Origin of the sequence: Streptomyces sp. NBC_00078 (assembly GCF_026343335.1) — a bacterium.
Lineage (GTDB): Bacteria > Actinomycetota > Actinomycetes > Streptomycetales > Streptomycetaceae > Streptomyces.
Map to the genome: position 1 here is coordinate 5,647,223 of NZ_JAPELX010000001.1, position 25,081 is coordinate 5,672,303.

Here is a 25,081-nt window from a genome sequence, read left to right on the forward strand (position 1 = left end):
TGCCTCCGGCACGTATCGTGAGTGCTTACGGACCGTACGCATCCGGGTATGGGTGCGGAACGGGGCGCAAGGCGAACGGAATTGACCGACCGGGCTGCCGGGGGAGGCAACGTGGACGACTATGCGGGACGGGTACTCGCCGACCGCTACCGCCTGCCGCTGCCACCCGCCGACGAGTACGAACTCACCGACACCCGGGCCTTCGACACCTACAGCGGACAGGAAGTCCTGGTCCGGCAGGTGCCCTTGCCGGAAGTCGTCGAGGCGGAGGTGCTCGACGCGGAGGGGCTCCCCGACGGCTTCACGGCCCGTGACCCGCGGGACCGGGGAGCGCGGCGGTCCGCGGCGCGCACCGGGGCGCGACGGCCCACCGACCCCGCCGTACGGCGTGCGGTCGAGGCCGCGCAGGCCGCGGCGCGGATACCCGACCATCCACGGCTCGACCAGGTCTTCGACGTGTTCGCCGAGGGCGGTTCGCTGTGGATCGTCAGCGAGTTGGTGGCGGCGCGACCGCTGGCCGCCCTGCTCGCCGAGAAGCCACTGACGCCGTATCGGGCGGCAGAGGTGGCCTCCGACGTCCTGATGGCCTTGCGTGTGCTGCACGCCCACGGCTGGGTGCACCGGAACATCACGGCCCGCACGGTGCTCGTCTGTGACGACGGCCGGGTGATGCTGACCGGGCTCGCGGTGGGGGCGGCGGAGGAGGCGCTGTGCGGGTACGACCCGGTGCCGGCTCCGGAGGGTGACGGGGACGGCGGTCTCGGGGGTGCCGCAGGCCCCTCGGGTGGGCCGGTTCCGCAAGGCGGCCAAGGCGGCCAAGGAGCTCAAGGAGGGCAAGGGTTCCCGGGGTCTCCGGAAGCCCGGAGCGGCCAAGGTGGTCCTGGTGCCCAGGGTGGTCCCGGTGGTTTCGGTGGTGCTGATCCCGAGGCGGCCCGGCGTGCCGCCATCGGGGCCCGTGCGGCCGGTGGACTGCCGGCCGTCGGGGCCGAGGCGGCGAACGGGGCCGGTTCGGCGGGTGCCTTCGCGCCCAAGGCCCTCGAAGGCGGCGGGGACGTCCGGGCCGCGCGGGCCGGCGCGATCGCCGCGTACCGGGCGGGCGCCCGGGCCGCGGCCAGGGTCCAGGAGGCGCAGCAGAGCGGGCGGGCGGCACTGCCCGGGGCACGTTCCGCGCCCGAGGGCGGCCCCGCGGCGCAGGCCAACGGCTCGGCACAGACACACACTTCGGGTGACGGTGCGCAGAGCGCGCCCGACGACACCGCGTCCCCGGGGCAGACAGGCGATCCCTACGGCGTGGGCGCCCCCTCCTGGCACGGTGCCACGCCCCGCACCGGAGCCGGCGGCTTCCCTCCCGACGAGGGCGCCGGCGGAGCGACCTACACGGACGACGACCCCTACGCGGCTCAGCCGGGCATGCCCCCCGGTCTCGGCGCCGCTTCCCCGTCCGGTCTTCCCGCACCCGGTCTGGACACGGCGTACCCCGCCGGGGTGCCCGCGCCCGCGGCCAACGCCCCTGCCCTGCCCGGTTCCACGCCCGCCCCGCTGCCGCCGGGCGCGACGCCCCCGAGCCGCTGGGACGACCTGGTGGCGGGCACCCCCGTCCCCCGTGGCCCCGCCACCCCGCTCGCCGCCGAGCGGGCCCGGCAGGCTCGGATGGCCGTCGTGGGGCCCGTGACGGAGCGATGGGCACCGGAGCAGGCCGGGCCGGTGCACGAGAACTGGCAGCTGGCGCCGCCGATCGGGCCCGCGACCGACCTGTGGGCGCTGGGAGCGCTGCTCTTCAGGGCCGTACAGGGGCATGCGCCGTATCCGGAGGAGTCGACGGCCGAGCTGGTGCAGATGGTGTGCGCCGAACCGCCCGCCTTCGCCGAGGAGTGCGGGCCGCTCAGGCCGGTCGTCGAGTCGTTGCTGCGTCAGGACCCCACCGAGCGCCTCGACTTCGAGGAGCTGGGCGGCTGGCTGCGTTCCCTGGTGCGGTCCGCGCCCGAGCCCGACGCCGGTGCCCACGTGGTCGCCGCACCGCCGGCTGACACCAGCCGGCTGCCCGTCGTACGGCGCCGCGGCGAGCTGGTGCGCAGGCGCCGCGCCGGACTCCCCGCGACCAGCGCGCACGGGCGGCACAAGCGGGCCAAGCAGGAGGTGAAGTCGCCGCGCGGACTCGGGCGTACCCTGCTCCTGCTGATCCTGCTCCTGCTGGCCGCGGCGGTCGCGTACGCCATGTTCTTCATGCCGAAGTCCGGCGGGAGCGGCGCGGCGGGCAGCGACCATACCGGCACGGCGGGGGACGTCAGCGCCGCCCCCACGCAGTCGCACCCGAACGCCGGCAGCGAGCCACGCCCCGACCAGACCTCCCCGAAGGACGACGGCAGCGCCTCCCCGTCCAAGTCGGCGGGTGCGACGGAGAGTCAGACCACCGGACCGGACCTCGCGGACGGCTTCACCCTGCGCAAGGACCCGGAGGGCTTCCAGGTGGCCGTGGCCAAGGGCTGGTCCCGGGCCGGCAAGAACAGCTGGAACCAAGTGGTGTACTCGCACGGCGACTTCGAGCTCATCGTCGTGAAGGGACGGGACGGCGCGGTCACCTATGGCAGCGATCCGATGGTGTACCAGCGGGACAAGGAACACGAGCTGCAGCCGTACCGCAGCTCCAGTTGGGCCACCGCGACCGGGCTGCGCACCGTCACCGTGGGGACGCGGGCAACGGCCGAGGGGCAGTTCACCTGGACCGACGGCAGCGGGCGCGACCTGTATGTGCGCAACATCGCGATGCTCATCAACGGGCGGTACCACATCGTGCAGGTGCGCGGCCCGGAGTCCCAGCGCGACGAGGTGACGCAGCTTTACCAACAGGCGTCGGCTTCCTATCAGGTGACCGGCTGAACTCGTCTGTGAAGGCTCCGTGAAGGGCGCGGATGGTTGCGCCCCATGCACAGAAGCGACAACCGTCACAGTGCGGTCTTCATGGGACCCCCCTGGTTCCCTGTTGGCGGGCCGGTCCTTAGTCTGACCCTGTCAAGAGCATTGCGGGGCAACGTGAATCAGATGCAGGGCCAGCTTGTCGCGGGCCGCTACCGGCTCGCCGAATCGATCGGCAGCGGCGGCATGGGCCGCGTGTGGCGCGCCCACGACGAGGTGCTGCACCGGGCAGTAGCGATCAAGGAGTTGACCGCCGCGCTCTACGTGTCCGAGAGCGACCAGGAGCGGTTGCTCGCGCGCACGCGGGCGGAGGCGCGCGCCGCCGCGCGCATCAACCACTCCGCGGTCGTCACCGTCCATGACGTGCTGGAGCACGACGGCCGCCCGTGGATCGTGATGGAGCTGGTCGAGGGATACTCGCTGGCCGACGCGGTCAAGGAGCACGGGCGCATCGAGCCGGCGGAGGTCGCGCGCATCGGGCTGTGGGTGCTGCGGGCGCTGCGCGCCGCGCACTCCGCCGGCGTGCTGCACCGTGACGTGAAGCCGGGCAACGTGCTCATCGCCCACGACGGACGCGTCCTGCTCACCGACTTCGGCATCGCCCAGATCGAGGGCGACACGACGATCACGCGGACCGGAGAGGTCGTCGGCTCGGTCGACTACCTCGCCCCCGAGCGCGTCCGCGGCCACGACCCGGGCCCCGCCTCCGACCTGTGGGCGCTCGGCGCCACGCTGTACACGGCAGTGGAGGGCAGGTCGCCGTTCCGCCGCACCTCGCCGCTGTCCACGATGCAGGCCGTCGTCGAGGAGCACGCCGCCGAGCCGCACTACGCCGGCCCGCTCGGGCCCGTCATGGCCGCGCTGCTGCACAAGGACCCGGCCACCCGGCCCGGTGTGGCCGAGGCCGAGCAGATGCTCGCCGAGGCGGCGGAGGGGCGCCGCTCGAACGCGGCGCAGGCGTACGTGCCGACACAGCACATGGGCTCCCACCACGAGACGGAGGCCGGTACGGGTCCGCAGCCGGGCTCGTCGACGCCGTATCCGCCGGTGCCGGTGCCGGCGCCCACGTCGATCGGGCCGGCCGGCATGCCCACGGGCCCGGTCCCCGAGCCGAAGCGCCGCCGTCTGCGGTCCCTCGCGCTCACGGTCGCCTTCGCCGCGATCATCGGCGGCGGCGCGGCGGTGGCGTGGCAGAAATGGGATGGGGCGCAGCCGAACGGCGGCGGCACACCCGCCGTATCGGAGACCTCGTCCCCGTCGAGCGGTGCCACGAGCGCCCCCGCGGGAGGTGTCCCCGCCGCGTGGAAGCGCTACGACGACCCCTGGGGTTTCACTCTCTACCTGCCCAAGGGCTGGCAGCGGAAGATCGTCGGCGTCGACGGGGACCTCCGCCAGGTCGACTACACGCCCGACAACGGCAAGCACTTCGTCCGTATCGCCATCGACACCTCGCCGGACTTCAAGGACGCCTACTCGCACCAGCTCGACCTGGCCGAGCAGCTCAAGCGGCGACTGGTCAGCTACCGGGGAGTGCGGCTGGAGAAGAACGTGTACCGCGACGTCGAGGGGTCCGTCTGGGAGTACACCTGGTCAGCGCTGGCCAAGGACCCGCCCCATGTCGCCGGGCCGCGCCACGCCATCGAGGAGACGTACTTCTCGCGGGAGGGCACGGAGTACGCGATCTACATGTCCGGGCCTGCCGAGAGCTGGGCGAAGACGAGCAAGCAGTTCAAGTCGGTGCTGCAGGGCTGGCAGGAGAAGACGGCCCAGTAGCCGGAGTTGGCCGGTCGGTGCCCCGGAGCCGGTCCGTCCGGTGCGGCATGATGGGGCGCATGGGGACCGAGGGGGAGAACGCCCGTGTCATCGCGGGCCGTTACCGGCTTGAGGCGAGACTCGGGCGCGGTGGCATGGGCGTGGTGTGGCGGGCGACCGACGAGCTGCTCGGCAGGCAGGTGGCGGTCAAGGAGATCCCACTCGACCTCGACGAGACGCTCTCCGCCGACCAGGCCCGGCGTCAGCGCGACCGGACGCTGCGCGAGGCCCGCGCGGTGGCCCAGTTGCGCCACCCGCACATCATCGTCGTCCACGACGTGGTGGAACACGACGAACGCCCGTACATCGTCATGGAGTTGATCGACGGCGGCACCCTCGCCGACCGGGTCTCCGCGCGCGGGCCGGTCGACGCCGCCGAGGCCGCACGTATCGGCGTCGGACTGCTGAGCGCGCTGCGCACCGCGCACGCGGCCGGCGTCCTGCACCGCGACATCAAACCCGCCAACGTCCTGCTGGAGGCCGGCACGGACCGGGTCGTCCTCACCGACTTCGGTATCGCCCAGGTGGCCGGGGCCACCACGCTCACCGAGACCGGCTCCTTCGTCGGCTCGCCCGAGTACACCGCGCCGGAGCGGATGTCCGGTGCGAGGACCGGCCCCGAGTCCGACCTCTGGTCGCTGGGCGCGCTGCTGTGCACCGTCCTGAGCGGCGAATCACCGTTCCGGCGCGACTCGCTCGGCGGCATCCTGCACGCGGTCGTGGTCGACGAGATACGGCCGCCCGCGCAGGCCGCGCCGCTGCTGCCCGTCGTACTGGGCCTGCTGGAGCGTGATCCCGACCGGCGGCTGGACGCGGAGCAGGCGGAGCGGATGCTGCGCACCTACCGTGCCACCGGCCGCACCCCGCAGCATCCGCCCGGTTACACCCCGACCCAGCGGGACGTGCCGCGCGCGCCCGCGCCCGTGTCCGTGCCGACGCCGTCACCGACGCCGGCGCTCGCGCCGTCGCCCACGGTGGAGACCAGGCGCTCCACCCGGAGCGTGCTGGTGGCCGCGCTGCTCGTCGCCGCGATGGCCGGGGCGGGGGTGTCGGCGGCGGCGCTGCTCATGAACCGGGACGGTGACGGGGACGGCACCCCGACGAGCCCCGGGCCGCATACGCCGGCGAGCGCGTCGGTCTCTCCCGGCACTTCGGCCCCTCCCGGCACTCCGGCGTCTCCCACTGCCCCGAGCACCTCATCGTCCGCCACGGTCTCCGGTGCCGGCGCCACCGCGAGTCACCGCCCCTCCGCCCCCTCCGGCTACCGCACCGCCGACGACCCCGCAGGCTTCTCCCTCGCCGTACCGGAGAACTTCACCCGCGAGCCCCAGGGTGAGCGTGTCTTCTACATGTCGCCGGGGGAGGTTTTCCGCCTCGGCATCAAGGTCGCCGACCCGGCGCCGGGCGGTCCGCTCGGCGTGATGCGGCGCGCCGCCGCCAAGGGCGCCGACACGAACCCCGGTTACCACGACGGCCGGGTCGCCTTGACCACGCAGGCCGGACAGCCCGCCGCCCTCTGGGAGTTCACCTGGAGCGGTTTCAGTGCGGCGGAGGGGCCGCGGCACACCTACGACGTGTGCTGGGAGGAGGGCGGGCGGATGTACGACGTGTGGGTGTCGGCGCCGGTAGGAAAGGTACGGGAGGCGAAGGAGTACTTCGACGTCGCGACCGACACGTTCATGCGTCACTGACCGGCACCTTCGACGTCACTGAACGACACACGCCTTCGTACCGCCGTCGGGCATGCACAAAGCGGTAACAGGCGGCAGCGCGGGTCACGGCTGTGTGACCGGAAAGCATTCCTTGTGGATACGGGAGCACCCGGCGCGATATGGATGGACGCATGAGCAGCAACGGGGCATCCGCCCGCGAGTCCGACGACACGACGAGCTTTGTTCTGCAACCGCCGCAGCAGGCGAGCGCGCAGGCGGCGCCCGAGCCGGCGGCGCCCACGCGTGCGACGCCCACGCAGGTCGTCCCGTCGCAGTCCCAGCCCGCGCAGGATCCGGGTGCCGGTCGCCTCGTCGCGGGCCGGTACCGGCTGCTGGCCAAGCTCGGGCACGGCGGCATGGGCACGGTGTGGCGGGCCAAGGACGAGACCGTCGACCGCGAGGTCGCCGTCAAGGAGCCCCGCGTCCCGGACCATCTTCCCGAGCGTGAACGCGCCAACGCCTTCGAGCGAATGCGCCGCGAGGCGCGCGCCGCGGCACGCCTCGACCACCCGGCCGTCGTCAACGTCCATGACGTGGCGGTCGTGGACGGCCGGCCGTGGATCGTCATGGAGCTGGTGCACGGCCGCTCGCTCGGCGACGCCCTGCAGGAGGGCACGATGGGCGCGCGCGAGGCGGCCAGGGTCGGCCTGGAGGTGCTCGGCGCGCTGGAGGCCGCGCACGCGGCGGGCATCCTGCACCGTGACGTCAAGCCGGACAACGTGCTTCTGGGCCGCCACGACCGCGTCGTGCTGACCGACTTCGGCATCGCCCAGATCGAGGGCGAGACGAACCTGACGGACACCGGCGGTTTCGTCGGCTCGCCCGAGTACATCGCGCCCGAGCGGGTGCTGGGCCAGCGTCCCGGCCCGGCCTCCGACCTCTGGTCCCTCGGCGTCGTCCTCTACGCGGCCACGGAGGGCTTCTCACCGTTCCGCCGCAGCAACACGCCGGCCACGCTCCAGTCGGTCCTCAACGCCACGCCGGCACCGCCCGCCTCGGCGCCGGGCCCGCTGGCCGAGTTGATCATGGATCTGCTGCAGAAGGATCCGGCCACACGGCCGACCGCCACCCGGATCCGGGCCGTGCTGTCGGAGATCGCGAACCCACCGGCACCCGCGCCCACCCAGCCCGTGCAGATCGTCACGCGCGGGATCAGGCTCGGGCGCAGGGCGTGGCTCGGGGCCGGTGCGGGTGTCGTCGCGGCGGCGGTGGCGGCGTATCTCCTGATTGCCGATCCGTTCGCGGGGACGCTGCCGGACGGCTGGAAGAGGCACGACCTAGGTGCGAAGGTCGGGTCCGCCATCGGCGTGCCCGCGGCCTTCGTGAAGAGCAAACCCGCCGATGACTCGGACGGGACGACCGCCTCCTTCAAGGACCCGAGCGGCACGGTCTGGATCACCGTCGACCGCGACATCAAGGCCGACGACAAGGGCCACGAGATCCCGGAGTCCGCGGCGGCCAGGGCCTTCGCGGAGTGGGCGACGCTGCAGGACGGCGAGTACTCCTGGGGCATCGCCGACGACCCCGCGCCCAAGGGCGATCCCCAGCCGAGCACCTACAAGGACCACAAGGCCGCCGAGAACACCATCGTTTACACGGCCACCGACGACCCGCAGCTGCGTGAGGCCCAAATCCGCTACTACCGGGCGGGCAACGGCGACATGTACCGGCTGTGGATCGACTATCCGGGCCGAGGCTACTTCACCGACGAGGGCCGGGAGATCGCCAAGGAGGCCATCGCCAACTGGGACATCCACCGGCTCTGACCCGCCCTCAACCCCGAACACCCGCACGGTACTTGCCCGGCGTCACCCCGAACTCCCTGCTGAACGCGTGCGAGAGCGCGTACGGGCTGCTGTATCCCGCATCGCGGGCGACCGAGGCCAGCGGGGCGTCGGTGTCGCGCAGGAGCGTGGCCGTGCGGGTCAGCCGCCACCACGTCAGATACGCCATCGGCGGGCGGCCCACCAGCGCCGTGAACCGTCGCGCCAGCGTCGCCCGTGACACGCCCGCCTCCGCGGCCAGGCTGTCGTTGGTCCAGGGGGCGGCCGGGTCCGAGTGCAGCGCGCGCAGGGCGGCCGTGGTCACCGGGTCGCTCAGGACCGCCGGCCAGGAACCGGTGTCCGACTCCGTCGTCCAGGCGCGCACCAGATAGATCAGCAGCAGGTCGAGCAGGCTCGGCAGGGCCAGGCAGGAACCCGGGCGGCGTTCGTCGAGTTCTCGGGCCAACAGGTCAACGGCCGACCGGAGTTCGGGGTGGGCGCCCACCCGGTTGGGCAGGTGGACGACCTGCGGCAGCTCCGCCAGCAGGGGATGGACCCGGCTGTGGTCCAGGCGGTACTTGCCGCACAGCAGCTCCACCTCGCGCCCGGCCGGATCGGCGGGTGGCCGGCACATCTCCTCGAACGGCACCGCCCTCGACGTGTCGCCGGGCGCGTCCGCGAGCACATGACCCGCCCCGTGCGGCAGCAGTACGACGTCCCCGGCACCCAGCGTCACCGGTTCGCCGTCCCCGTCGGGCCGCAGCCAGCAGCTGCCCGCGAGGACGACATGGAAGCCCGCCCCCTCGTACGGGGCGAACCGGGTGCACCAACTGCCGCCGACCCGCAGCCGGTTCGAGGAAGGCTGTCCGATGCGTACGGCGGAGATCGCGTCGCTCACCACGTCCATGGCTCCGCAGCCTACTCCGACCCGAACCGAGAGAGCGTCGCGCATGAGACGTATGCGTATCCAGAAGAGCAGATCAGGCATTGGAATGCTCAGTCGGATTTCGTACCGTCGTGGGCATGGCTGACGAAACCACGCAGAGCTTCGTGATCGGTGACGTCCAGGTCCTCCGGATCGTCGAGTGGCAGGAGCCCTACGCCCCCGCCCGAGCCCTCGTGCCGGGCGTCGCACCCGAGGTGTGGGAGGACAACCGGGAGGCGCTGGCGCCGGACCACTGGGAGCCCGGCGGCGACCGGGCCGTCATTGCCCTGCAGGCCTGGGTGCTGCGCAGCGGCGGGCGCACCGTGCTGGTGGACACCGGGGTGGGGCACGGGCGGGAGCGGCCCGGCAATCCGCTCTTCCACCGGCAGCAGGGGTTCGGCCTCCCGGCGCGCCTGGCACGGGCCGGCGTACGGCCCGAGGACGTCGACGTCGTCGTCAACACCCACATCCACGGTGACCACGTCGGCTGGAACACCCATGACGTGGACGGCGGTTGGGTGCCCACGTTCCCCCGCGCCAGGTACCTTCTCCCGGCCGCCGACGACCACCACTTCGGCCCGGACGGCGGGTACGGCGGTGACGTACGGCCCGACGACCGCCTGATGTACGAGGACAGCATCGCGCCCGTCCACAGGTCCGGACAGGCCGTGCTCTGGGACGGCGAGCACCGCATCGACGAGCACCTGACCCTGGAGTCCGCCCCCGGGCACACCCCGGGCTCGTCCGTCCTGCGCGTCGCCTCCGGCGGCGAACAGGCCGTCTTCGTGGGCGATCTGCTGCACAGCCCGGTCCAGATCCTGCACCCGGAGTTCAGCAGCTGCTTCTGCCTGGAGCCCGAGCGGGCGGCCGCCGAGCGCCGACGCGTCCTGGAACGGGCCGCGGAACAGGGCGAGTTGGTGATCCCCGCGCACTTCGGCGGGCCAGGGGTGGTGGAGGTGCGGCGGCAGGGGGCCTCGTTCGCCTTCGGCGGCTGGACCCTGTAGCCGGGCGACGACGGGGGCGCGGGGGACGCAGTACACACCCGCACCACCGTCCACGGGCGTGGGCGGTCCTCGCCGGCACCGCCCACGGCCTGGAGGACTCCCCGGCCCGGGTGGTGGGGCTGATGACCGCACCGACGAGGTCGCATGCGCGCACTGCGTGTCGGGATGCCCAAGGGCACACCGGCCGAGAAGAAGGGCACCCTGTTCAGGGAGCACATGACGGCCTCGTGATCGCGAAAAGCTGAAACCCACCTCCGCCGCACCGCCCAACGCCCTGATCAGTGCGTTCGTTGCCAGTGCCCACTGGCAGCGTGTGTGCACTGCGTGAAGCCGCGTTACCGACGGGTACCCAAAGCCTCCGCACCGGCATACCCTGCGCCTCATGACGGACGCGCAAGCCCCGGCCAAGACCGGCACGAATCCCCTCGCCCCCGCTCCGGAGGGCGCCCGTACCGCCGCCGACGTGGTGACGCCCGAGCTGATCGCCCAGCTCACCAAGGGCGTGGTCGGCTCCGGCCGCACCGCCAACCACACGCCGTTCACCGGCGAGAAGCTGGCCGACCTGCCGGAGTCCACGCCCGAGGACGTGGCCAAGGCCTTCGACGCCGCCCGTGCCGCGCAGGCGGTGTGGGCGCAGACACCGGTACGGCAGCGCGCGGCCGTACTGCTCCGCTTCCACGACCTGGTGCTAGCCCGCCAGGCCGAGGTCCTCGACCTGATCCAGCTGGAGACCGGCAAGGCCAGGCTGCACGCCCACGAGGAGGTCCTGGCCGTCGCCATCGCGGCACGCCACTACGGCCGCCGGGCCGCCGCCTATCTGAAGCCCAAGCGGCACGCGGGCGCCATGCCCACCCTCACCCGCGTCGCCGAACTGCGCCACCCGCGCGGTGTGGTCGGCCAGATCGCCCCCTGGAACTACCCCCTGGAACTGTCGGTCGGCGACGCGCTCCCGGCGTTCGTGGCGGGCAACGCGGTGGTGATGAAGCCCGACACGGAGACCTGCCTCACCGCACTGTGGGCGCGTGACCTGCTCATCGAGGCAGGGCTCCCCGCCGCCGTCTTCCAGGTCGTCCTCGGCGAGGGACCCGTCGTCGGCCCGGAGCTCGTCAAGCGCGCCGACTACGTGTCCTTCACCGGCTCCACCCGCACCGGCCGCGAGGTCGCCCAGGGTGCCGCCGCCCGTCTGATCGGGGTCTCCCTCGAACTCGGCGGCAAGAACGCGATGCTCGTCCTGGAGGACGCCGACATAGAGAAGGCCGCCGCCGGCTCGGTGCGCGCCTGCTTCTCCTCCGCGGGCCAACTGTGCATCTCCATCGAGCGGTTGTACGTTCACGAGTCGATCGCGGACACCTTCCTGGACCGCTTCGCCACCCGCACGAAGGCGATGCGGCTCGGTACGTCCCTCGCCTACGGCGCCGACATGGGCTCGCTGGTGGGGGAGCGCCAGCTGGAGACGGTGACCCGGCACGTGGAGGAGGCCGTGGCCAAGGGTGCGAAGGTCGTCGCGGGCGGCGTCGCCCGCCCGGACATCGGCCCGTACTTCTTCGAGCCGACGATCCTCGACGACGTGACCGAGCCGATGTCGGTCTGCACCGAGGAGACCTTCGGCCCGGTCGTCTCCATCTACCGCTTCAAGAGCGAGGACGAGGCGGTCGAGCACGCCAACTCCACGCCGTACGGCCTGAATTCCTCGGTCTGGACGAAGAGCGGCAGCCGCGGCCGCGAGGTCGCCTCCCGCCTCCGCACCGGAACCGTGAACATCAACGAGGGCTACGCACCCGCCTATGGCAGCGTCCAGTCCCCCATGGGCGGCATGAAGGACTCCGGCCTCGGCCGCCGCCACGGCTCGGAAGGCATCCTCAAGTACACGGAGGCCCAGACGGTCGCCCAGCAGCGCCTGCTGCCGATGGCCCCCTCGCTGGGCATGGACGACGAGAAGTACGCGCAGTTCATGAGCCGCAGCCTCCGGCTGATGAAGGCCCTGCGCTTCAAGTAGGACCATCCGTTCTCAACGAGGAGAGCACGTGTCACAGGACACCTACGACTACGACGTCATCGTCGTCGGCTCGGGCTTCGGCGGCTCCGTCACCGCCCTTCGCCTCACCGAGAAGGGCTACCGCGTAGGTGTCCTGGAAGCCGGCCGCCGGTTCACCCGCGAAACCCTCCCCCAGAACTCCTGGGACCTCAGGAACTACCTCTGGGCCCCCCGGCTCAACATGTACGGCATCCAGCGCATCCACCTGCTGGGCAACGTCATGGTCCTGGCCGGCGCCGGCGTCGGAGGCGGCTCCCTCAACTACGCCAACACCCTCTACGTGCCGCCGAAGCCGTTCTTCGACGACCCGCAGTGGCGGGACATCACGGACTGGCACGAGGAGTTGAAGCCGTACTACGACCAGGCACAGCGCATGCTCGGTGTGCGGCTCAATCCGACGATGACCCCGTCCGACGTGCACCTGAAGGCGGCCGCCGAGCGGATGGGCGTCGGCGACACCTTCCACATGGCGCCGGTCGGTGTCTTCTTCGGAGACGGCAAGGACGCTCAGGGCACGGCGAAGGCCCGCCCCGGCGAGCAGGTGAACGACCCCTACTTCGGCGGCGCGGGCCCGGCCCGCAACGCGTGCACCGAGTGCGGCGAGTGCATGACGGGCTGCCGTCACGGCGCGAAGAACACCCTCAACGAGAACTACCTGTACCTCGCCGAGAAGGCCGGCGCGGTGGTGCACCCGATGACCACGGTCGTGTCGGTCACGGACGACTCCCAGGGCGGCTACGCGATCGCCACCCTCCCCACGGACGAGAAGAAGAACTCCGAGGGCCGCACCTTCAAGGCCCGGCGCGTGGTGCTGGCAGCCGGCACCTACGGCACCCAGACCCTCCTGCACCGGATGAAGGCGGGCGGCCAACTCCCGTACATTTCCGGCAGGTTGGGTGAACTCACCCGCACCAACTCCGAGGCACTGGTCGGCGCGCAGACGGACAACCGCCGGTACCGCAGGGCGACGGGCGCGGCGAAGGTCGACTTCACCCAGGGTGTCGCGATCACCTCGTCCATCCACCCCGACGAGAACACCCACATCGAGCCGGTCCGCTACGGCAAGGGCTCCAACTCGATGGGTGGCCTGTCCATCCTCCAAGTGCCGTACGCGGAGGGCTCGTCGCGGGTGCTGGCCTGGCTGCGGAACGCGGCCCGCCACCCCCTCCTCGTCCTGCGCTCCCTCTCCAATCACCACTGGTCGGAGCGGACCATCATCGGCCTGGTGATGCAGTCGCTGGACAACTCCCTGACGACGTACCTGAAACCGGACGGAGTGGGCAAGGGCCTGCTCACCGCCCGGCAGGGCCACGGCGCCCCCAACCCCAAGCAGATCAGGGCCGCTTCGGAGGGCGCCTTGGCGATCGCCGCCGACATCAACGGCTTCGCGGGCTCGAACGTCGGCGAACTCATGGGCACCCCTCTCACCGCCCACTTCCTCGGCGGCTGCCCGATCGGCTCCTCGCGCGAGACCGGCGTGATCGACCCGTACCACCGTCTCTACGGCCACCCCGGCATCTCGGTCGTCGACGGCGCCGCGGTCTCCGCCAACCTGGGGGTGAACCCGTCCCTCACCATCACCGCCCAGGCCGAGCGCGCGATGTCGTACTGGCCCAACAAGGGCGAGGAGGACCCGCGTCCGGAGCAGGGGGCGGCGTACGAGCGCCTGAAGCCGGTGGAGCCGAACACCCCGGCCGTACCTGCGGACGCCTTCGGCGCGCTGAAGCTGCCCTTCCTGGGAATGCCGGCCATGCCGAAGAAGTAGCCGAAGAAACAGAAGAAACAGAAGAACCAGCCGAAGCAGCCGAAGAAGCAGAGACGCAGGACAGGCAGCAGCGAGAAGCAGAAGGACCCGCACCCCCCTCCGAGTGCGGGTCCTTCCGTTTCTTTCAGCAGGTCTGGTTACGCGTGCGTGCCGGCCTTGCGCCGACGCACCACGAACACCGCACCGGCACCCAGGGCGACCGCGAGACCGCCCGTGAGGCCGATCATCGGCAGCGCGGAACTGGAGCCGGTCTCGGCGAGGCTGCCGGTGGCGGCCACGTCGTTCACGTCCGAGAGGTCCTTCACGCCGCCGGTCTGCGGCTTGGCGTCGTTCGGGTTTCCGGCGTCGGAGCCGGCGGCCAGGATGTCGAAGAAGTAGACCCAGCCGTTCGGGTCGTCGGCGACCCAGCAGCCCTTGTCGTCCGCGTACTCGGCGAGACCGCCGGTCAGCCCGAGGGAGTCCGGCACCTTGCCGCTGACACTGAGGCGCAGCTGGTAGGAGACCGACTGGCCGGCACCGAGCGAGAACGCGGTGAACGTGCCGCCCTCGCCCGCGGCGTCCGCGATCGTCCGCCAGGACTTGGAGGACTTGTCGAAGACCTGGACCTTGATCTCGCCGGAGTAGTCCTGCGCGTCCTCCCAGCCGACGGCGGCGACGCCGATCAGGGGCTTGATGTCCTTGATCGTCTCGTCGCCGTGGTTGGTGACATTGAAGGAGAACCCGGTCCAGCCGCTGCCGGCGACGATCGTGTCGGGCAGGCCGGACAGGCCGCTCTTCAGGTTGGAGCTGAGCTCGGCGGTGCTGTCGCCGTTCTCGTCGACGCAGAGCTCGGCGCCACCAGGGGTGCTCTCGCTGGGGCTCGGCGAGGCAGACGCGCTTGCGCTGCTCTCGTCCCCGCCCGGAGTGCTCTCGTCGGCCGCGGGGGTGCTCGCGTCCGCCGCGGGGGTGCTGTCCTCGGCCGCTGGGGTGGTCTGGTCCGCGGCGGGAGTGGTGTCGGCGGCGGCGGGGCTGCTCGTCGACGTGCTGGGAGTCTCGTCCGTGGCGAACGCCGCCGGAGCCGAGAGCAGGGCGAGGGGCGCTATGACAGCCGTCGCGGCCGCAGTGGCCATCACACGACGAAGCTTCATGAAAACCTCAAGGGAGTCCAGTGGAAGGGCTCCGCGTGTGGGGCGCGGGTGTGGCCCTGGTTCGCAAGTTGGATCCGTGAGGCATGTGAAAGGTTGTGCAGACACTGACAGAATCCTTATGTGGCCTGCACCACTCTCCGGGCATGCGAAGGGCCCCGCGGGCTGGGGCCGCGGGGCCCTTCTCCGTCAGCACCGACGTCAGGGCAGCGCCGGTGCCTGGGAGCGGCGCCGGGGGGTTGCGCCGCTTGTCCTGTGTGCCCTGGGTCGGCTCCCCGGCGCAGCTGGGGCGCACGGATGGTCTCGACCTCTGGCGGTGCGGAAGTGCAAGCAATGCAGTTGCCTGCGGCGGGACTTGGGGCTTTCTACGCATCGTGCTGGATGTACGGGACGTACGCAACCGTTTGACCCAGGGTCGTGCATTTTTGCATTTTCCGCCGGTCGGCCCCGGGCGTCCCCGGAGCCGGCCGATTACTTGGGTGACCGGGCTGCTGTCCCCTGCCGTCCGGCCACAACCCTGGAACGAGGTCCCACGACGTGCGGCACGACCCGTACGTCTCATCGCTCCAGCAAGCCACGCGTGGTTCTTTCGGGCCCGCCCCTGGCTGGCACGGACACCAGCACCAACGAAGCGGTTCGCGGGGCGGTCACGCGCCGTACGGGTGAGAGGGGGCTCGAACTCAGATCCGCCCGCGGGACAGTTCGAGCAGCGTCATCGCCAGCGCCGTGCCCGGCTTGCCCAGCGCGTCCCTGTAGCGGCCGAGGATCTCGTTCTCTCGGGACAGGTTCACGCGCCGGCCGCCGGACGAGATCCGTGTCTCCTGGACCACGGCGGACACGGCGACCCGTTCCTGGATCAGGCCGAGGATCCGGTCGTCGAGGGCGTCGATGCGCTCCCGGGCGTCGGCGATGGTCTGCTCGGGCGTGGTGGCGGTCATGTCGGGGCTCCTTGTCGGATGGCTCGGAGGGCGCCCCGGAGCGACAGGACCCGGAAACGGCAGACGCCCCGGGCCTTGTCGGCCCGGGGCGCCTGGGAAGTCGCTTGTCAGTAGCTCAAGCAGCACGACCATGGCAGCCAGCGGGCCGGATGCCATAGGTAAAGCGGAAGGTCGGATGCGTGAGCATGGGGTCAGTATGCACGGGTTGGCGGCGTCCCTCCAAGCGGTGTCGGTCACATCCGGCCTGACCGGCGTTCGAGGACGGGGCCGTCAGGCCGAAGCCGGAGCCCGGGAGCGGCAGCCCCGGCTCACGGGAGGTGACCGTCCCGCACCCCGTTAGAATCGGTAACCACAGACCCCCGCCCGACCGCCGGAAGGCACCCCGTGTCATCAGCGACCCCCGCTGCAGCCGCTCCCGACACCGTCCTGGTCGTCGACTTCGGCGCGCAGTACGCCCAGCTCATCGCCCGCCGCGTCCGCGAGGCCCGGGTCTACAGCGAGATCGTGCCGAGCACCATGCCGGTCGCGGAGATGCTCGCCAAGAACCCGGCGGCGATCATCCTCTCCGGCGGCCCCTCGTCGGTCTACGCGGAGGGCGCCCCGCGCCTCGACCGCGCGATCTTCGAGGCCGGCGTCCCCGTCTTCGGCATGTGCTACGGCTTCCAGCTGATGGCCACGACCCTCGGCGGCACGGTCGACAACACCGGCGCCCGCGAGTACGGCCGTACGGCTCTGCACGTCTCCAAGTCGGGCTCCACGCTCTTCGAGGGCACCCCGGACGAGCAGTCGGTGTGGATGTCGCACGGCGACGCCTGCTCCGCCGCCCCCGAAGGCTTCGTCGTCTCGGCGTCCACGGACGTCGTCCCGGTCGCCGCCTTCGAGAACGACGAGAAGAAGCTGTACGGCGTCCAGTACCACCCCGAGGTCATGCACTCGACGCACGGCCAGCAGGTGCTGGAGCACTTCCTGTACCGGGGTGCCGGGCTCACGCCGTCCTGGACCACCGGGAACGTCATCGAGGAGCAGGTCGCGGCCATCCGCGAGCAGGTCGGCGACCGGCGCGCCATCTGCGGTCTGTCCGGCGGCGTCGACTCCGCCGTGGCCGCCGCCCTCGTCCAGAAGGCCATCGGCTCCCAGCTGACCTGCGTGTACGTCGACCACGGCCTGATGCGCAAGGGCGAGACCGAGCAGGTCGAGAAGGACTTCGTGGCCGCGACCGGCGTACAGCTGAAGGTCGTGGACGCCGAGGAGCGCTTCCTCGGCGCGCTGAAGGGCGTCTCCGACCCCGAGGAGAAGCGCAAGATCATCGGACGCGAGTTCATCCGGGTCTTCGAGCAGGCGCAGGCCGAGATCATCGCGGACGCCGGTCCGGCGGTGGAGTTCCTGGTCCAGGGCACGCTCTACCCGGACGTGGTCGAGTCCGGCGGCGGCACCGGCACCGCCAACATCAAGTCCCACCACAATGTCGGCGGGCTGCCGGAAGACCTCGAGTTCCAGCTCATCGAGCCGCTGCGCAAGCTCTTCAAGGACGAGGTCCGGATGGTCGGCCAGGAACTCGGGCTCCCGGACGAGATCGTCCAGCGCCAGCCGTTCCCCGGCCCGGGCCTCGGCATCCGCATCGTCGGCGAGGTCACGAAGGAGCGTCTCGACCTCCTGCGCGAAGCCGACGCCATCGCCCGCGAGGAACTGACCGCGGCCGGCCTCGACCGCGACATCTGGCAGTGCCCCGTGGTCCTGCTCGCGGACGTCCGCAGCGTCGGCGTCCAGGGCGACGGCCGCACCTACGGCCACCCGATCGTCCTGCGCCCGGTGTCGAGCGAGGACGCCATGACGGCCGACTGGTCGCGTCTGCCCTACGACGTCCTCGCGAAGATCTCGACGCGGATCACGAACGAGGTCGCGGACGTCAACCGAGTCGTCCTCGACGTGACCTCGAAGCCGCCGGGCACCATCGAGTGGGAGTAGGCCCTAGGTGCGCCTGACGGTGCGCAGGGGCTTGCCGGGCTTCCAGACCTCGACGACCAGGTACTTGTCGTCCTCGACGTAGGTCCGTACGACCTCGGTCAGCTCGGTGCGGAAGAGGTGGAACGGCTCCGGCGGTTCCACCTCTTTCGCGTACGCCCTCTTCGCCTCGCCGTCCTCGACTCCGATCGCCAGCCCGCCGACCCGTACGTCACCGCCGCCCATCCCGGTGCCCGGCCCCGGGTTCGCCTGGAGCGTGAAGCGCGGGTCGCGGTTCAGGTCGAGGGCCTTGAGCGAGCCGGGCATCATGCCGAGCCACAGTTCGCCGTCGAGGAAACGGACCTCGAGGCCGGAGGTGCGCGGGGAGCCGTCCGCGCGGAGCGTGGCGAGAACGTGATGGGTGAAGGCGCCGAAGCGGTCCTCCGCGATCCTCGCCAGTGCGGGCTCCGCCCCGGTGAAAGCGGCCCAGTTGGCTGCCGTGTTCGCTGTCATACGGCGAGTGTGGCGCCGATACCCGACATCCGCTGTCCGGTATCGGCGCAGGGTGTCACGCCTGCTGTGAGGACGCCCCGAACGGCACCGGCCGCACGTACCGCTCGCGGCCCGCGTCGTCCCGCACCTGGGTGCACCCGGCGGCGGTCAGTTGCCGGGACAGCTTCGCGCGCCGGGCCGTGTTGACGCGGAGGGCGCCGAACATCATCGCCGGCAGCAGCACGGCGAGCGGCAGCAGGACGGCGTAGACGCCGGTCAGCAGTGCCAGCAGCAGGCACACCGCGCCGGAGCCCCAGCCGATGGCCGGCAACTGCCGGCGGTTGCCCGCCTCGACCAGGGCGTCGTAGCGGACCAGCGCGGTGAGCAGGTCGACGTCCGCCTGTGCCTCGGGGACCGGGGTGAGCGAGTTCAGGTACATGCCGGGCACCGGTCCGCCCGCGCCCACCTGCCCGAACGTGGTGATGTTTGCCGCCGCGCGCTGCTGGGCCGCAAAACAGGTGCTGAACCTGTGGTTCCGCACTCCAGACCCACAAGCACCCGGAACGGTTGCGCGCGTCATCTTTACAGAACATCTCTGTTCTCCTGAGCTGACTGAGGGTAACTTCCGCCCCGTAAAGCAACCCAGTGCTGGAGGACACATGCACGGGACCCCCGGGGGCACGCCCACTCCGCCCCCCGCCCTCCCGAACGACCGGCTGCGGTTCGCGATGCCGCCCATGCACGATTCGGTCGACGACGAACGCCGTCACCGCAAGGAGCGGCTCGCGGGCGCCCTGCGGATCTTCGGACGGCTCGGCTTCGAGGACGGCGTGTCGGGGCACATAACGGCGCGCGACCCCGAGTACAGCGACTGTTTCTGGGTCAACCCGTTCGGGATGTCCTTCAGGCACGTCACCGTGAGCGACCTGGTTCTCGCCAACTCCGACGGGCAGGTGATCGAGGGCCGCTATCACGTCAACCAGGCCGCGTTCACGGTCCACTCCCAGGTGCACGCGGCCCGCCCCGACGTCGTGGCCGTGGCCCACTGCCACTCGGTGCACGGCCGGGCCCTGTCCGCACTCGGCGACCTGCTCGACCCGATCACCCAGGAGAGCTGCGCCTTCTACGAGGACCACGCCCTCTACGACGCCTACACCGGAGTCGCCGTGGACGCCGAGGAGGGCCGCCGCATCGCCGCCGCACTCGGCTCCCGCAAGGCGCTCGTGCTGCGCAACCACGGGCTGCTCACGGTCGGCGACTCGGTGGACGCGGCCGCCTGGTGGTTCGTGTCGATGGAACGGTCCGCCCAGGTGCAGCTCACCGCCAAGGCGGCCGGCCGCCCGCTCCTCATCGACCACCGACTGGCCACGGCGACCCGCGAACAGCTCGGCGGCGACCTGGTGGCATGGATCAACTACCAGCCGCTGTGGCAGGACATCAGCCGCAGCGAACCCGATCTGCTGAGCTAGCCTCCGGCCCCGGTCCCGGTCTCCGGCCCCGGTCCCGGTCTCCGGCCCCGGTCCCGGTCTCCGGTCCCGGTCTCCGGTCCCGGTTCCCGGCTCCGGTTCCCGGCTCCGGTTCCCGGCTCCGGTTCCCGGCTCCGGTTCCCGGCTCCGGTTCCCGGCTCCGGTTCCCGGCCGGGGCCCGGCCGGGGTGGCTCAGAAGCCGCGCAGTACGGCCGCCTTGGTCATCGCGAACTCCTCGTCCGTGAGCACCCCGTCCCGGTGCAGGTCGCCCAACTCCCGCAGGCGCCGCAGGAGTACGTCGTGGTGGTCGGCGGGGGCCGGGACGGCGGGCGCCGACGTCCGGCGGGCCCCCAGCTCGTCGTACCCGCCCCCGTTGCGGGTGGACGGGTGCGGCAGGCGGGCGGTGATCGCGGTGGCCACGAGCGCGGTGAGCAGGTCGCGGCGGGCGCTGCCCCACAGGTCCAGGGCGTAGGGGTCCTTCTCCGGCGGCAGCTTGGAGAAGACCGTCTCGCGGGTCACGAACCGCAGAAAGCCGTCCTCGTAGCCGGAGTTGGGCAGCCACTCCACCTGGACGAGATCGCCGACCGTGATGATCCGTGGCCCGGTCGCCCGCTTGACCCGCTCGGAGGTGTCGGCCCAGTCGATGCGCACCTGGTTGCCGTCGAAGGAGACGGTGCCGTCGGAGGAACGGACCGAGACCGGAACGGGCGGTCCCGGCAGCAGGTACGCCTTGGCCGGCTCCTTGGGCACCTGGTCCAGCATGAGGGCCCGGCGGATCTCCTCGGCGACGTACTCGGCGACCCCGGCACGGTCCACGTCCACCTGCAGCCGGTACGGATCGGCCGCGTCCGGCAGCCGCCCACCGGTCGCCTGGAGCAACGGGTCGGCCCCCTCGCGCAGCCGCATCCGCAGCCGTCCGCGCTTGCGTTCGGGTTCGAAGACCACGCCGGCGACGGCTTCGAGGGGCACCGCCACCTCCCCGTACGTCTGCCGGAACAGTGGCACGGAGCGGTGCAGACCCGGCGTGATCCTGACCGTGGTGCCGTCGAAGGCCCAGGTCCCGTCCCGCTGGATGATCTCGGCCATAGGGAAATTCTCGCAGCAGGGTCAACACGGCGGACCCGCTTCACCCCGCGCTGACCAGACCTGCCGGACGCGGGCGGGGTGGCGTAGGGCACAATTCGCTGTCATCACACGGGGGTTGCGGGAAGGCGGGCGGCGGGCGTGGCGGTGCAGGAGGCGAGAGGCGGCGCGGACGTGCCGGGAGGCTCCCATGGAGGCGGCTGCACCTGCGGGGACTGCCCGCACGGGGCACGCGAGGGGCACCGGCGCGCGGTCGCCGAATTCCTTCTGATGCGCGACGGGTTCGCGGCCGGAGAGGGCGTGCCCGCCGCGGTGGCCCACTCGGCCTCGGCCTCCCGCCAGTGGGTTTCGGAGGAACTCAGCCAGTCCGCCGGACTCGTCGCCGACCGGGGCCGCGCCGAGGGCGAGGCCTGGCTGGCCCGCCTGTGGCGGCGGACGGTGTGCGCGGTGTGGTCACTGGTGGTCGTGTTGCTGCTGGTGCAGTCGTTGACCGCGATCGGCGCGGGCTGGACGACGGCGCGCACGGCGGGTCTGCTGGCGGCCCTGATCACGGGTGGTGCGCTGACCGCGGCATCGTGGTTCCACCGCGCGCGGGGCGGCGTACTGGCTCCCGTCATCGGCGAGGACAACCGTCTGTCCACCTCCCGCACGGTGGCGGCGGCCTGGGTGCTGCTCATCGTCTACGCCGTGCTGGTCCTGGTCGGCCGCCTCGCCGCCGCGTCCGACCACGCGGAGCGCGACGCGCTGATCTCCGGCCTCGAACTCGCCCGCGCCGCCGGTGTCGTGACCGTCCTCGCCGTGGTGTGCGGCATCGCGGTGCTGGTGCGGCGCGTGGTCGGGCTGCGGATCCTCGGCCAGCGGCTGCAGAAGGTACGGGCGTACCGGCCCCGGGCGGCCGACCTGCTCACCGACGACGCGGGACGCGGCGCCTTCGCCGACATCCAGTACGTCGTGATCAGCACCGTCGCCCTGCTGTTCGCCGCGGTGCGGCTCGCCCGGCGCCCGGAGCAGCTGCCGGACCTTCCGTGGGGTCTCGCGGTGCTGGTGCTGGTGTCGGCGGCGACCTATGTGGCAGGCAAGTACGCGGAGGGCGGCCGCCCCGTGATCCTCTCCGTGGTGCGCGCCCGCGAGGCCGGCGACCTCGACGCCCCCATCCGCACGGGCGACGACATCGAGATCCGCGGCGCGGGCTTCGTCCCCCCGGGCACCCACGGCGCCGACCGGCTGACGCGGATGGTGGTCCGCATCGGCACCGTCAACGTCCATGTGCCGCTCGTCCCGGTGACCGGCGGCTTCAGCAACCCGACGGACGCGGTACTGACCGTCCCCGTACCGGCGGACGTGGAACCGGGGAGGGTCGAGGTGCAAGTAGTGACGGCAGCGGGGGTAGAGACCAACAGATACGCGATCGACGTGACGGACTGAGGAGCACTGGCCCCGCACCGGCGCCGAAACCGGTACGAACGCACTGAGCGCACCGTCCCTTACGTACGTATCGTCTTGTGAGCGGTCCCGGCACAGCGGGTGAGAGGCGACAGCGATGACTCATGGCATGCGCACCGACACGCACACCCCCTATCTCGACGGCCACCGGAGCTGGCGCGATTCCGCCACCCGATACGCCCTCCTTCCCCTCCGGGTCTTCCTCGGCGTCACCTTCATCTACGCCGGCCTCGACAAACTCACCAACAGCGCGTTCATGAAGGACTCCGGCAGTGGCTCGATCGGCGACATGATGCGCGGCGTCCGCAATTCCTCCGCCATCCCGGCCCTGGTCGACATGGCGCTGAAGAACCCCGTGGGCTTCGGTTACGCCATCGCCCTCGGCGAGTTGGCCGTCGGCATCGGCACCCTGATCGGTCTGCTCGCCCGCCTCGCCGCGCTCGGCGGCGCGCTGATCTCCCTCAGCCTGTGGCTGACCGTGAGCTGGTCCTCCGACCCGTACTACTACGGCAATGATCTTGCCTATCTGATGGCCTGGATCCCCCTCGTCCTCGCCGGCGCCTCCGTGTTCTCCCTGGACGCCGCACTCCGCGCGCGGCGAAGGCAGCGGGCCGGAAGTTACCGGTAGTTCCCGGTCGGTGGGGGCCAGCGGTGGCGGAGTCCCGGGGTGACCCGGAGGCTCCGCCACCGACCTCTTCAGCGCGATGCGTCCAGCGGCGTGTGCGCCGTGTCCATGGGCCGTGCTACGGCCCGTCGCCGGCGTACGGCCCGGCTCACCACCCCGACTGCCCCGGCGAGACACAGTCCGCCCGTGACGACGGGTATCACCGCGAACCACGGCGTCTCCCACAGGCCGCCCGCGTCACCGGCGAAGACGACGCCCGCCAGGGCGAGGAAGAAACCGGCGACCAGCTTCCCGGGCTGGAACTCATGACGCAGCACGTGCCACCTCCGCCTGTCCGACGCCGACATGGAGATCGAGATCGATCGTGCCGGTGTTCCTGCCGCGCGCGACCGGTGGCAGGGTCACCTCTTTGTGCTTGCCCGGCTCCACGTCCACGTCCTTCTGCCTGTCGCCCGGCAGCTGGATGTCGCCCACCCCCACGTGGATGCTCAGCTGCACGGTGACGTCCTTCGGCACGATCACCTTCAGCCGGCCCGCGCCGACCGAGGCGTCCGTGCTCACCGTCCGCCCCTTGCCCACGCTCAGCTTGCTGAAGTCCAGCGTGCCGACGCCGGTGCCGAGCTCGTACTTCGGCTGTACGTCCGCGACCGCGGCCGGCTGCCAGGCCAGGCGTTCCCAGTGGGTGTCGATGTCCTTGGGCAGCGCGGCCGACGCGCCGAGCAGGGCCGCCGTGACGATGGCCAGGAAGACCGACCCCGCTCCCGTGCGCCCCAGGAACGCGCTGAACGCGATGCCCAGACCGAAGACGGTCAGCGCGCAGGCGAGCCCGGTCTGCAGGCTGGTGCCCAGCGCGTGGTCGTCCCACGTGAGACCCGTGCCGAGGGCTCCGGCGCCCACCGCCAGCAGGAAGACCCAGCCGCCGATCCAGCGGGGGCCGCGCGGTTTCGGTGCCGGGATGCGCGGGGTCCGTATGGACGCCGCGCGGTCGGTCCAGGAGTTGCCCAGGCTGATGTTGACCGCCGCCGCGATGTCCCGGTCGCGGGAGTCCTGGGGGCCCCACAGATAGCCGGTGCCGCCCACATGCGTGCCGTCCTTGACGATGGGGTCGCGCCACCAGGAGGGGTAGGAGGCGGGTACCGGCGGGGCCTGCGCCTCCGGCGGGGCGTCGGCGGCGGCCTGGGCGGCCAGCGGGTCGGGGTCGGGAGCGCCGCGCTGCCGAGACCAGTAGCCGGCGCCCGCCAGGAGCAGGGAGAGGACGACGGCGAAGGCCAGCACACTGCCGTTCCTCAGCATGGTGAGGAACACGCCGCAGCCGACCAGCGCGAACAGCACCGCCGTCAGCGCCTGGCCGTCGACTCGGCCGGTCAGCAGCTTGCGGACCTCGTTCTCCTCCTCGTCCTCGTACGGGACGAGGAGCCATGCGAAGCCGTAGAAGATCAGGCCGATGCCGCCGGTCATGGAGAGCACGACGAGGGTGATCCGGAAGATCACCGGGTCCATGTCACACTGCCGCCCGAGCCCGGAACACACCCCGGCCAGCGTCTTGTACCGCCGGTCGCGCCGGAGCCTGCGGGGGGCCGCGGCGGCCTTGGCGTCCGGCCCCCCCTCGCTCTGCGCCCCCGCCCGCCCGCCCGCGCGCGAATCCGCGCCGGTGCCGGAGGAGGCACCGGATGCCGAGTCGGCAGGGGTACCGGGGTCTGGGGCAGCTCCAGCACCGGGGCCCGGCCGGGTGCCGGGGTCCGGCCCGGGACCGGGGTTCGGCCGGGCACTGGGATCTGCCGCGGCGGCACCGGGGTCCGGACGAGTACCGGGGCTGTGCTGGGCACCGGGGTTCGGCCCGGCGACGGGTCCTCCTCCGCTGCCGGGGTCCGGAGCGGCGCCGGTCCCGGCCTCGCTGCCGGGTCCCGCCCCGGCCGCGGGTGCGGCGTCCGCGGCGCGCTCGGCGTCCTGCGGCCCGGCGCCCGGAGCGGGGCGCGGGCCGGAGCCGGGTCCCGGACCCGTCGCGGCGCGCTCGTGATCTGTCATGTGTCCATGGTGACG

General features: G+C 71.9%; 19 protein-coding genes. 11 read left to right on the forward strand and 8 right to left on the reverse strand.

What is annotated here, in order from left to right; all coding sequences use genetic code 11:
* The first annotated feature begins 111 nt into the window (after positions 1 to 111).
* The 4 genes from OOK07_RS26630 to OOK07_RS26645 all read left to right on the forward strand — a co-directional run bounded on the left by OOK07_RS26630 (position 112) and on the right by OOK07_RS26645 (position 8,203).
* On the forward strand, positions 112 to 2,877 hold the full coding sequence (locus tag OOK07_RS26630) for a serine/threonine kinase C-terminal domain-containing protein (protein WP_266798898.1): 2,766 nt from the start codon (positions 112 to 114) through the stop codon (positions 2,875 to 2,877).
* 162 nt (positions 2,878 to 3,039) lie between these two features.
* Positions 3,040 to 4,686, forward strand: a complete 1,647-nt coding sequence (locus OOK07_RS26635; RefSeq protein ID WP_266798900.1) for a serine/threonine-protein kinase — start codon at positions 3,040 to 3,042, stop codon at positions 4,684 to 4,686.
* A gap of 59 nt (positions 4,687 to 4,745) precedes the next feature.
* On the forward strand, positions 4,746 to 6,416 hold the full coding sequence (locus OOK07_RS26640) for a protein kinase domain-containing protein (RefSeq protein WP_266798902.1): 1,671 nt from the start codon (positions 4,746 to 4,748) through the stop codon (positions 6,414 to 6,416).
* A 152-nt stretch (positions 6,417 to 6,568) separates the two neighbouring features.
* Entirely contained in the window at positions 6,569 to 8,203 is a 1,635-nt protein-coding gene (locus tag OOK07_RS26645; RefSeq protein WP_266798904.1) for a serine/threonine-protein kinase, read from the forward strand.
* A gap of 7 nt (positions 8,204 to 8,210) precedes the next feature.
* Here OOK07_RS26645 and OOK07_RS26650 read toward each other — a convergent pair whose 3' ends face one another.
* Positions 8,211 to 9,107 (reverse strand): AraC family transcriptional regulator, encoded by an 897-nt coding sequence (locus tag OOK07_RS26650; RefSeq protein ID WP_266683954.1) that lies wholly within the window; start codon positions 9,105 to 9,107, stop codon positions 8,211 to 8,213.
* A 116-nt stretch (positions 9,108 to 9,223) separates the two neighbouring features.
* On the opposite strand from OOK07_RS26650, the gene OOK07_RS26655 reads away from it, so the two are divergent.
* The 3 genes from OOK07_RS26655 to OOK07_RS26665 all read left to right on the forward strand — a co-directional run bounded on the left by OOK07_RS26655 (position 9,224) and on the right by OOK07_RS26665 (position 13,929).
* The gene (locus OOK07_RS26655) at positions 9,224 to 10,129 is read left to right on the forward strand and encodes an MBL fold metallo-hydrolase (protein WP_266798906.1); all 906 of its coding nucleotides are present in this window, start codon (positions 9,224 to 9,226) and stop codon (positions 10,127 to 10,129) included.
* A 382-nt stretch (positions 10,130 to 10,511) separates the two neighbouring features.
* Positions 10,512 to 12,125 carry a succinic semialdehyde dehydrogenase gene (locus OOK07_RS26660; RefSeq protein WP_266798908.1) on the forward strand — a complete coding sequence of 538 codons (1,614 nt, stop codon included), beginning with the start codon at positions 10,512 to 10,514 and terminating at the stop codon, positions 12,123 to 12,125.
* Between the two features lie 28 nt (positions 12,126 to 12,153).
* Positions 12,154 to 13,929 carry a GMC family oxidoreductase N-terminal domain-containing protein gene (locus OOK07_RS26665; protein WP_266683958.1) on the forward strand — a complete coding sequence of 592 codons (1,776 nt, stop codon included), beginning with the start codon at positions 12,154 to 12,156 and terminating at the stop codon, positions 13,927 to 13,929.
* 137 nt (positions 13,930 to 14,066) lie between these two features.
* On the opposite strand, the gene OOK07_RS26670 is transcribed toward OOK07_RS26665, so the two are convergent.
* Together OOK07_RS26670 and OOK07_RS26675 are read right to left on the reverse strand one after the other, a co-directional pair.
* Positions 14,067 to 15,056, reverse strand: coding sequence for an LAETG motif-containing sortase-dependent surface protein (locus OOK07_RS26670; RefSeq protein WP_266798910.1), 990 nt, complete (start codon positions 15,054 to 15,056; stop codon positions 14,067 to 14,069).
* A 677-nt stretch (positions 15,057 to 15,733) separates the two neighbouring features.
* On the reverse strand, positions 15,734 to 15,991 hold the full coding sequence (locus OOK07_RS26675; protein WP_266683961.1) for a chorismate mutase: 258 nt from the start codon (positions 15,989 to 15,991) through the stop codon (positions 15,734 to 15,736).
* 384 nt (positions 15,992 to 16,375) lie between these two features.
* Here OOK07_RS26675 and guaA point away from each other — a divergent pair, with 384 nt between their 5' ends.
* Positions 16,376 to 17,956: a glutamine-hydrolyzing GMP synthase gene (guaA, locus tag OOK07_RS26680; protein ID WP_266683962.1), complete on the forward strand. Its 1,581-nt coding sequence runs from the start codon at positions 16,376 to 16,378 to the stop codon at positions 17,954 to 17,956.
* 3 nt (positions 17,957 to 17,959) lie between these two features.
* On the opposite strand, the gene OOK07_RS26685 is transcribed toward guaA, so the two are convergent.
* Together OOK07_RS26685 and OOK07_RS26690 are read right to left on the reverse strand one after the other, a co-directional pair.
* Positions 17,960 to 18,445 carry a pyridoxamine 5'-phosphate oxidase family protein gene (locus tag OOK07_RS26685; RefSeq protein WP_266798912.1) on the reverse strand — a complete coding sequence of 162 codons (486 nt, stop codon included), beginning with the start codon at positions 18,443 to 18,445 and terminating at the stop codon, positions 17,960 to 17,962.
* A 55-nt stretch (positions 18,446 to 18,500) separates the two neighbouring features.
* Positions 18,501 to 18,965, reverse strand: a complete 465-nt coding sequence (locus OOK07_RS26690) for a hypothetical protein (protein ID WP_266798914.1) — start codon at positions 18,963 to 18,965, stop codon at positions 18,501 to 18,503.
* A gap of 118 nt (positions 18,966 to 19,083) precedes the next feature.
* Between OOK07_RS26690 and OOK07_RS26695 the strand changes: the two genes are divergently transcribed.
* Complete coding sequence (locus OOK07_RS26695; RefSeq protein ID WP_266683967.1) at positions 19,084 to 19,893, forward strand: class II aldolase/adducin family protein; 810 nt, start codon at positions 19,084 to 19,086, stop codon at positions 19,891 to 19,893.
* A 189-nt stretch (positions 19,894 to 20,082) separates the two neighbouring features.
* Here the strand turns inward: OOK07_RS26695 and OOK07_RS26700 are convergent, their stop codons facing one another.
* The gene (locus OOK07_RS26700; protein WP_266798916.1) at positions 20,083 to 20,976 is read right to left on the reverse strand and encodes a DUF4429 domain-containing protein; all 894 of its coding nucleotides are present in this window, start codon (positions 20,974 to 20,976) and stop codon (positions 20,083 to 20,085) included.
* 138 nt (positions 20,977 to 21,114) lie between these two features.
* Between OOK07_RS26700 and OOK07_RS26705 the strand changes: the two genes are divergently transcribed.
* Together OOK07_RS26705 and OOK07_RS26710 are read left to right on the forward strand one after the other, a co-directional pair.
* Positions 21,115 to 22,398, forward strand: coding sequence for a hypothetical protein (locus tag OOK07_RS26705; protein ID WP_266683971.1), 1,284 nt, complete (start codon positions 21,115 to 21,117; stop codon positions 22,396 to 22,398).
* Between the two features lie 115 nt (positions 22,399 to 22,513).
* Entirely contained in the window at positions 22,514 to 23,044 is a 531-nt protein-coding gene (locus OOK07_RS26710; RefSeq protein ID WP_266683973.1) for a DoxX family protein, read from the forward strand.
* A gap of 68 nt (positions 23,045 to 23,112) precedes the next feature.
* Here the strand turns inward: OOK07_RS26710 and OOK07_RS26715 are convergent, their stop codons facing one another.
* Positions 23,113 to 23,358 carry a hypothetical protein gene (locus OOK07_RS26715; RefSeq protein WP_266683975.1) on the reverse strand — a complete coding sequence of 82 codons (246 nt, stop codon included), beginning with the start codon at positions 23,356 to 23,358 and terminating at the stop codon, positions 23,113 to 23,115.
* Positions 23,345 to 25,066 (reverse strand): PspC domain-containing protein, encoded by a 1,722-nt coding sequence (locus tag OOK07_RS26720; protein WP_266798919.1) that lies wholly within the window; start codon positions 25,064 to 25,066, stop codon positions 23,345 to 23,347. Before OOK07_RS26720 ends, OOK07_RS26715 begins: the two co-directional genes overlap by 14 nt.
* Positions 25,067 to 25,081: the final 15 nt, after the last annotated feature.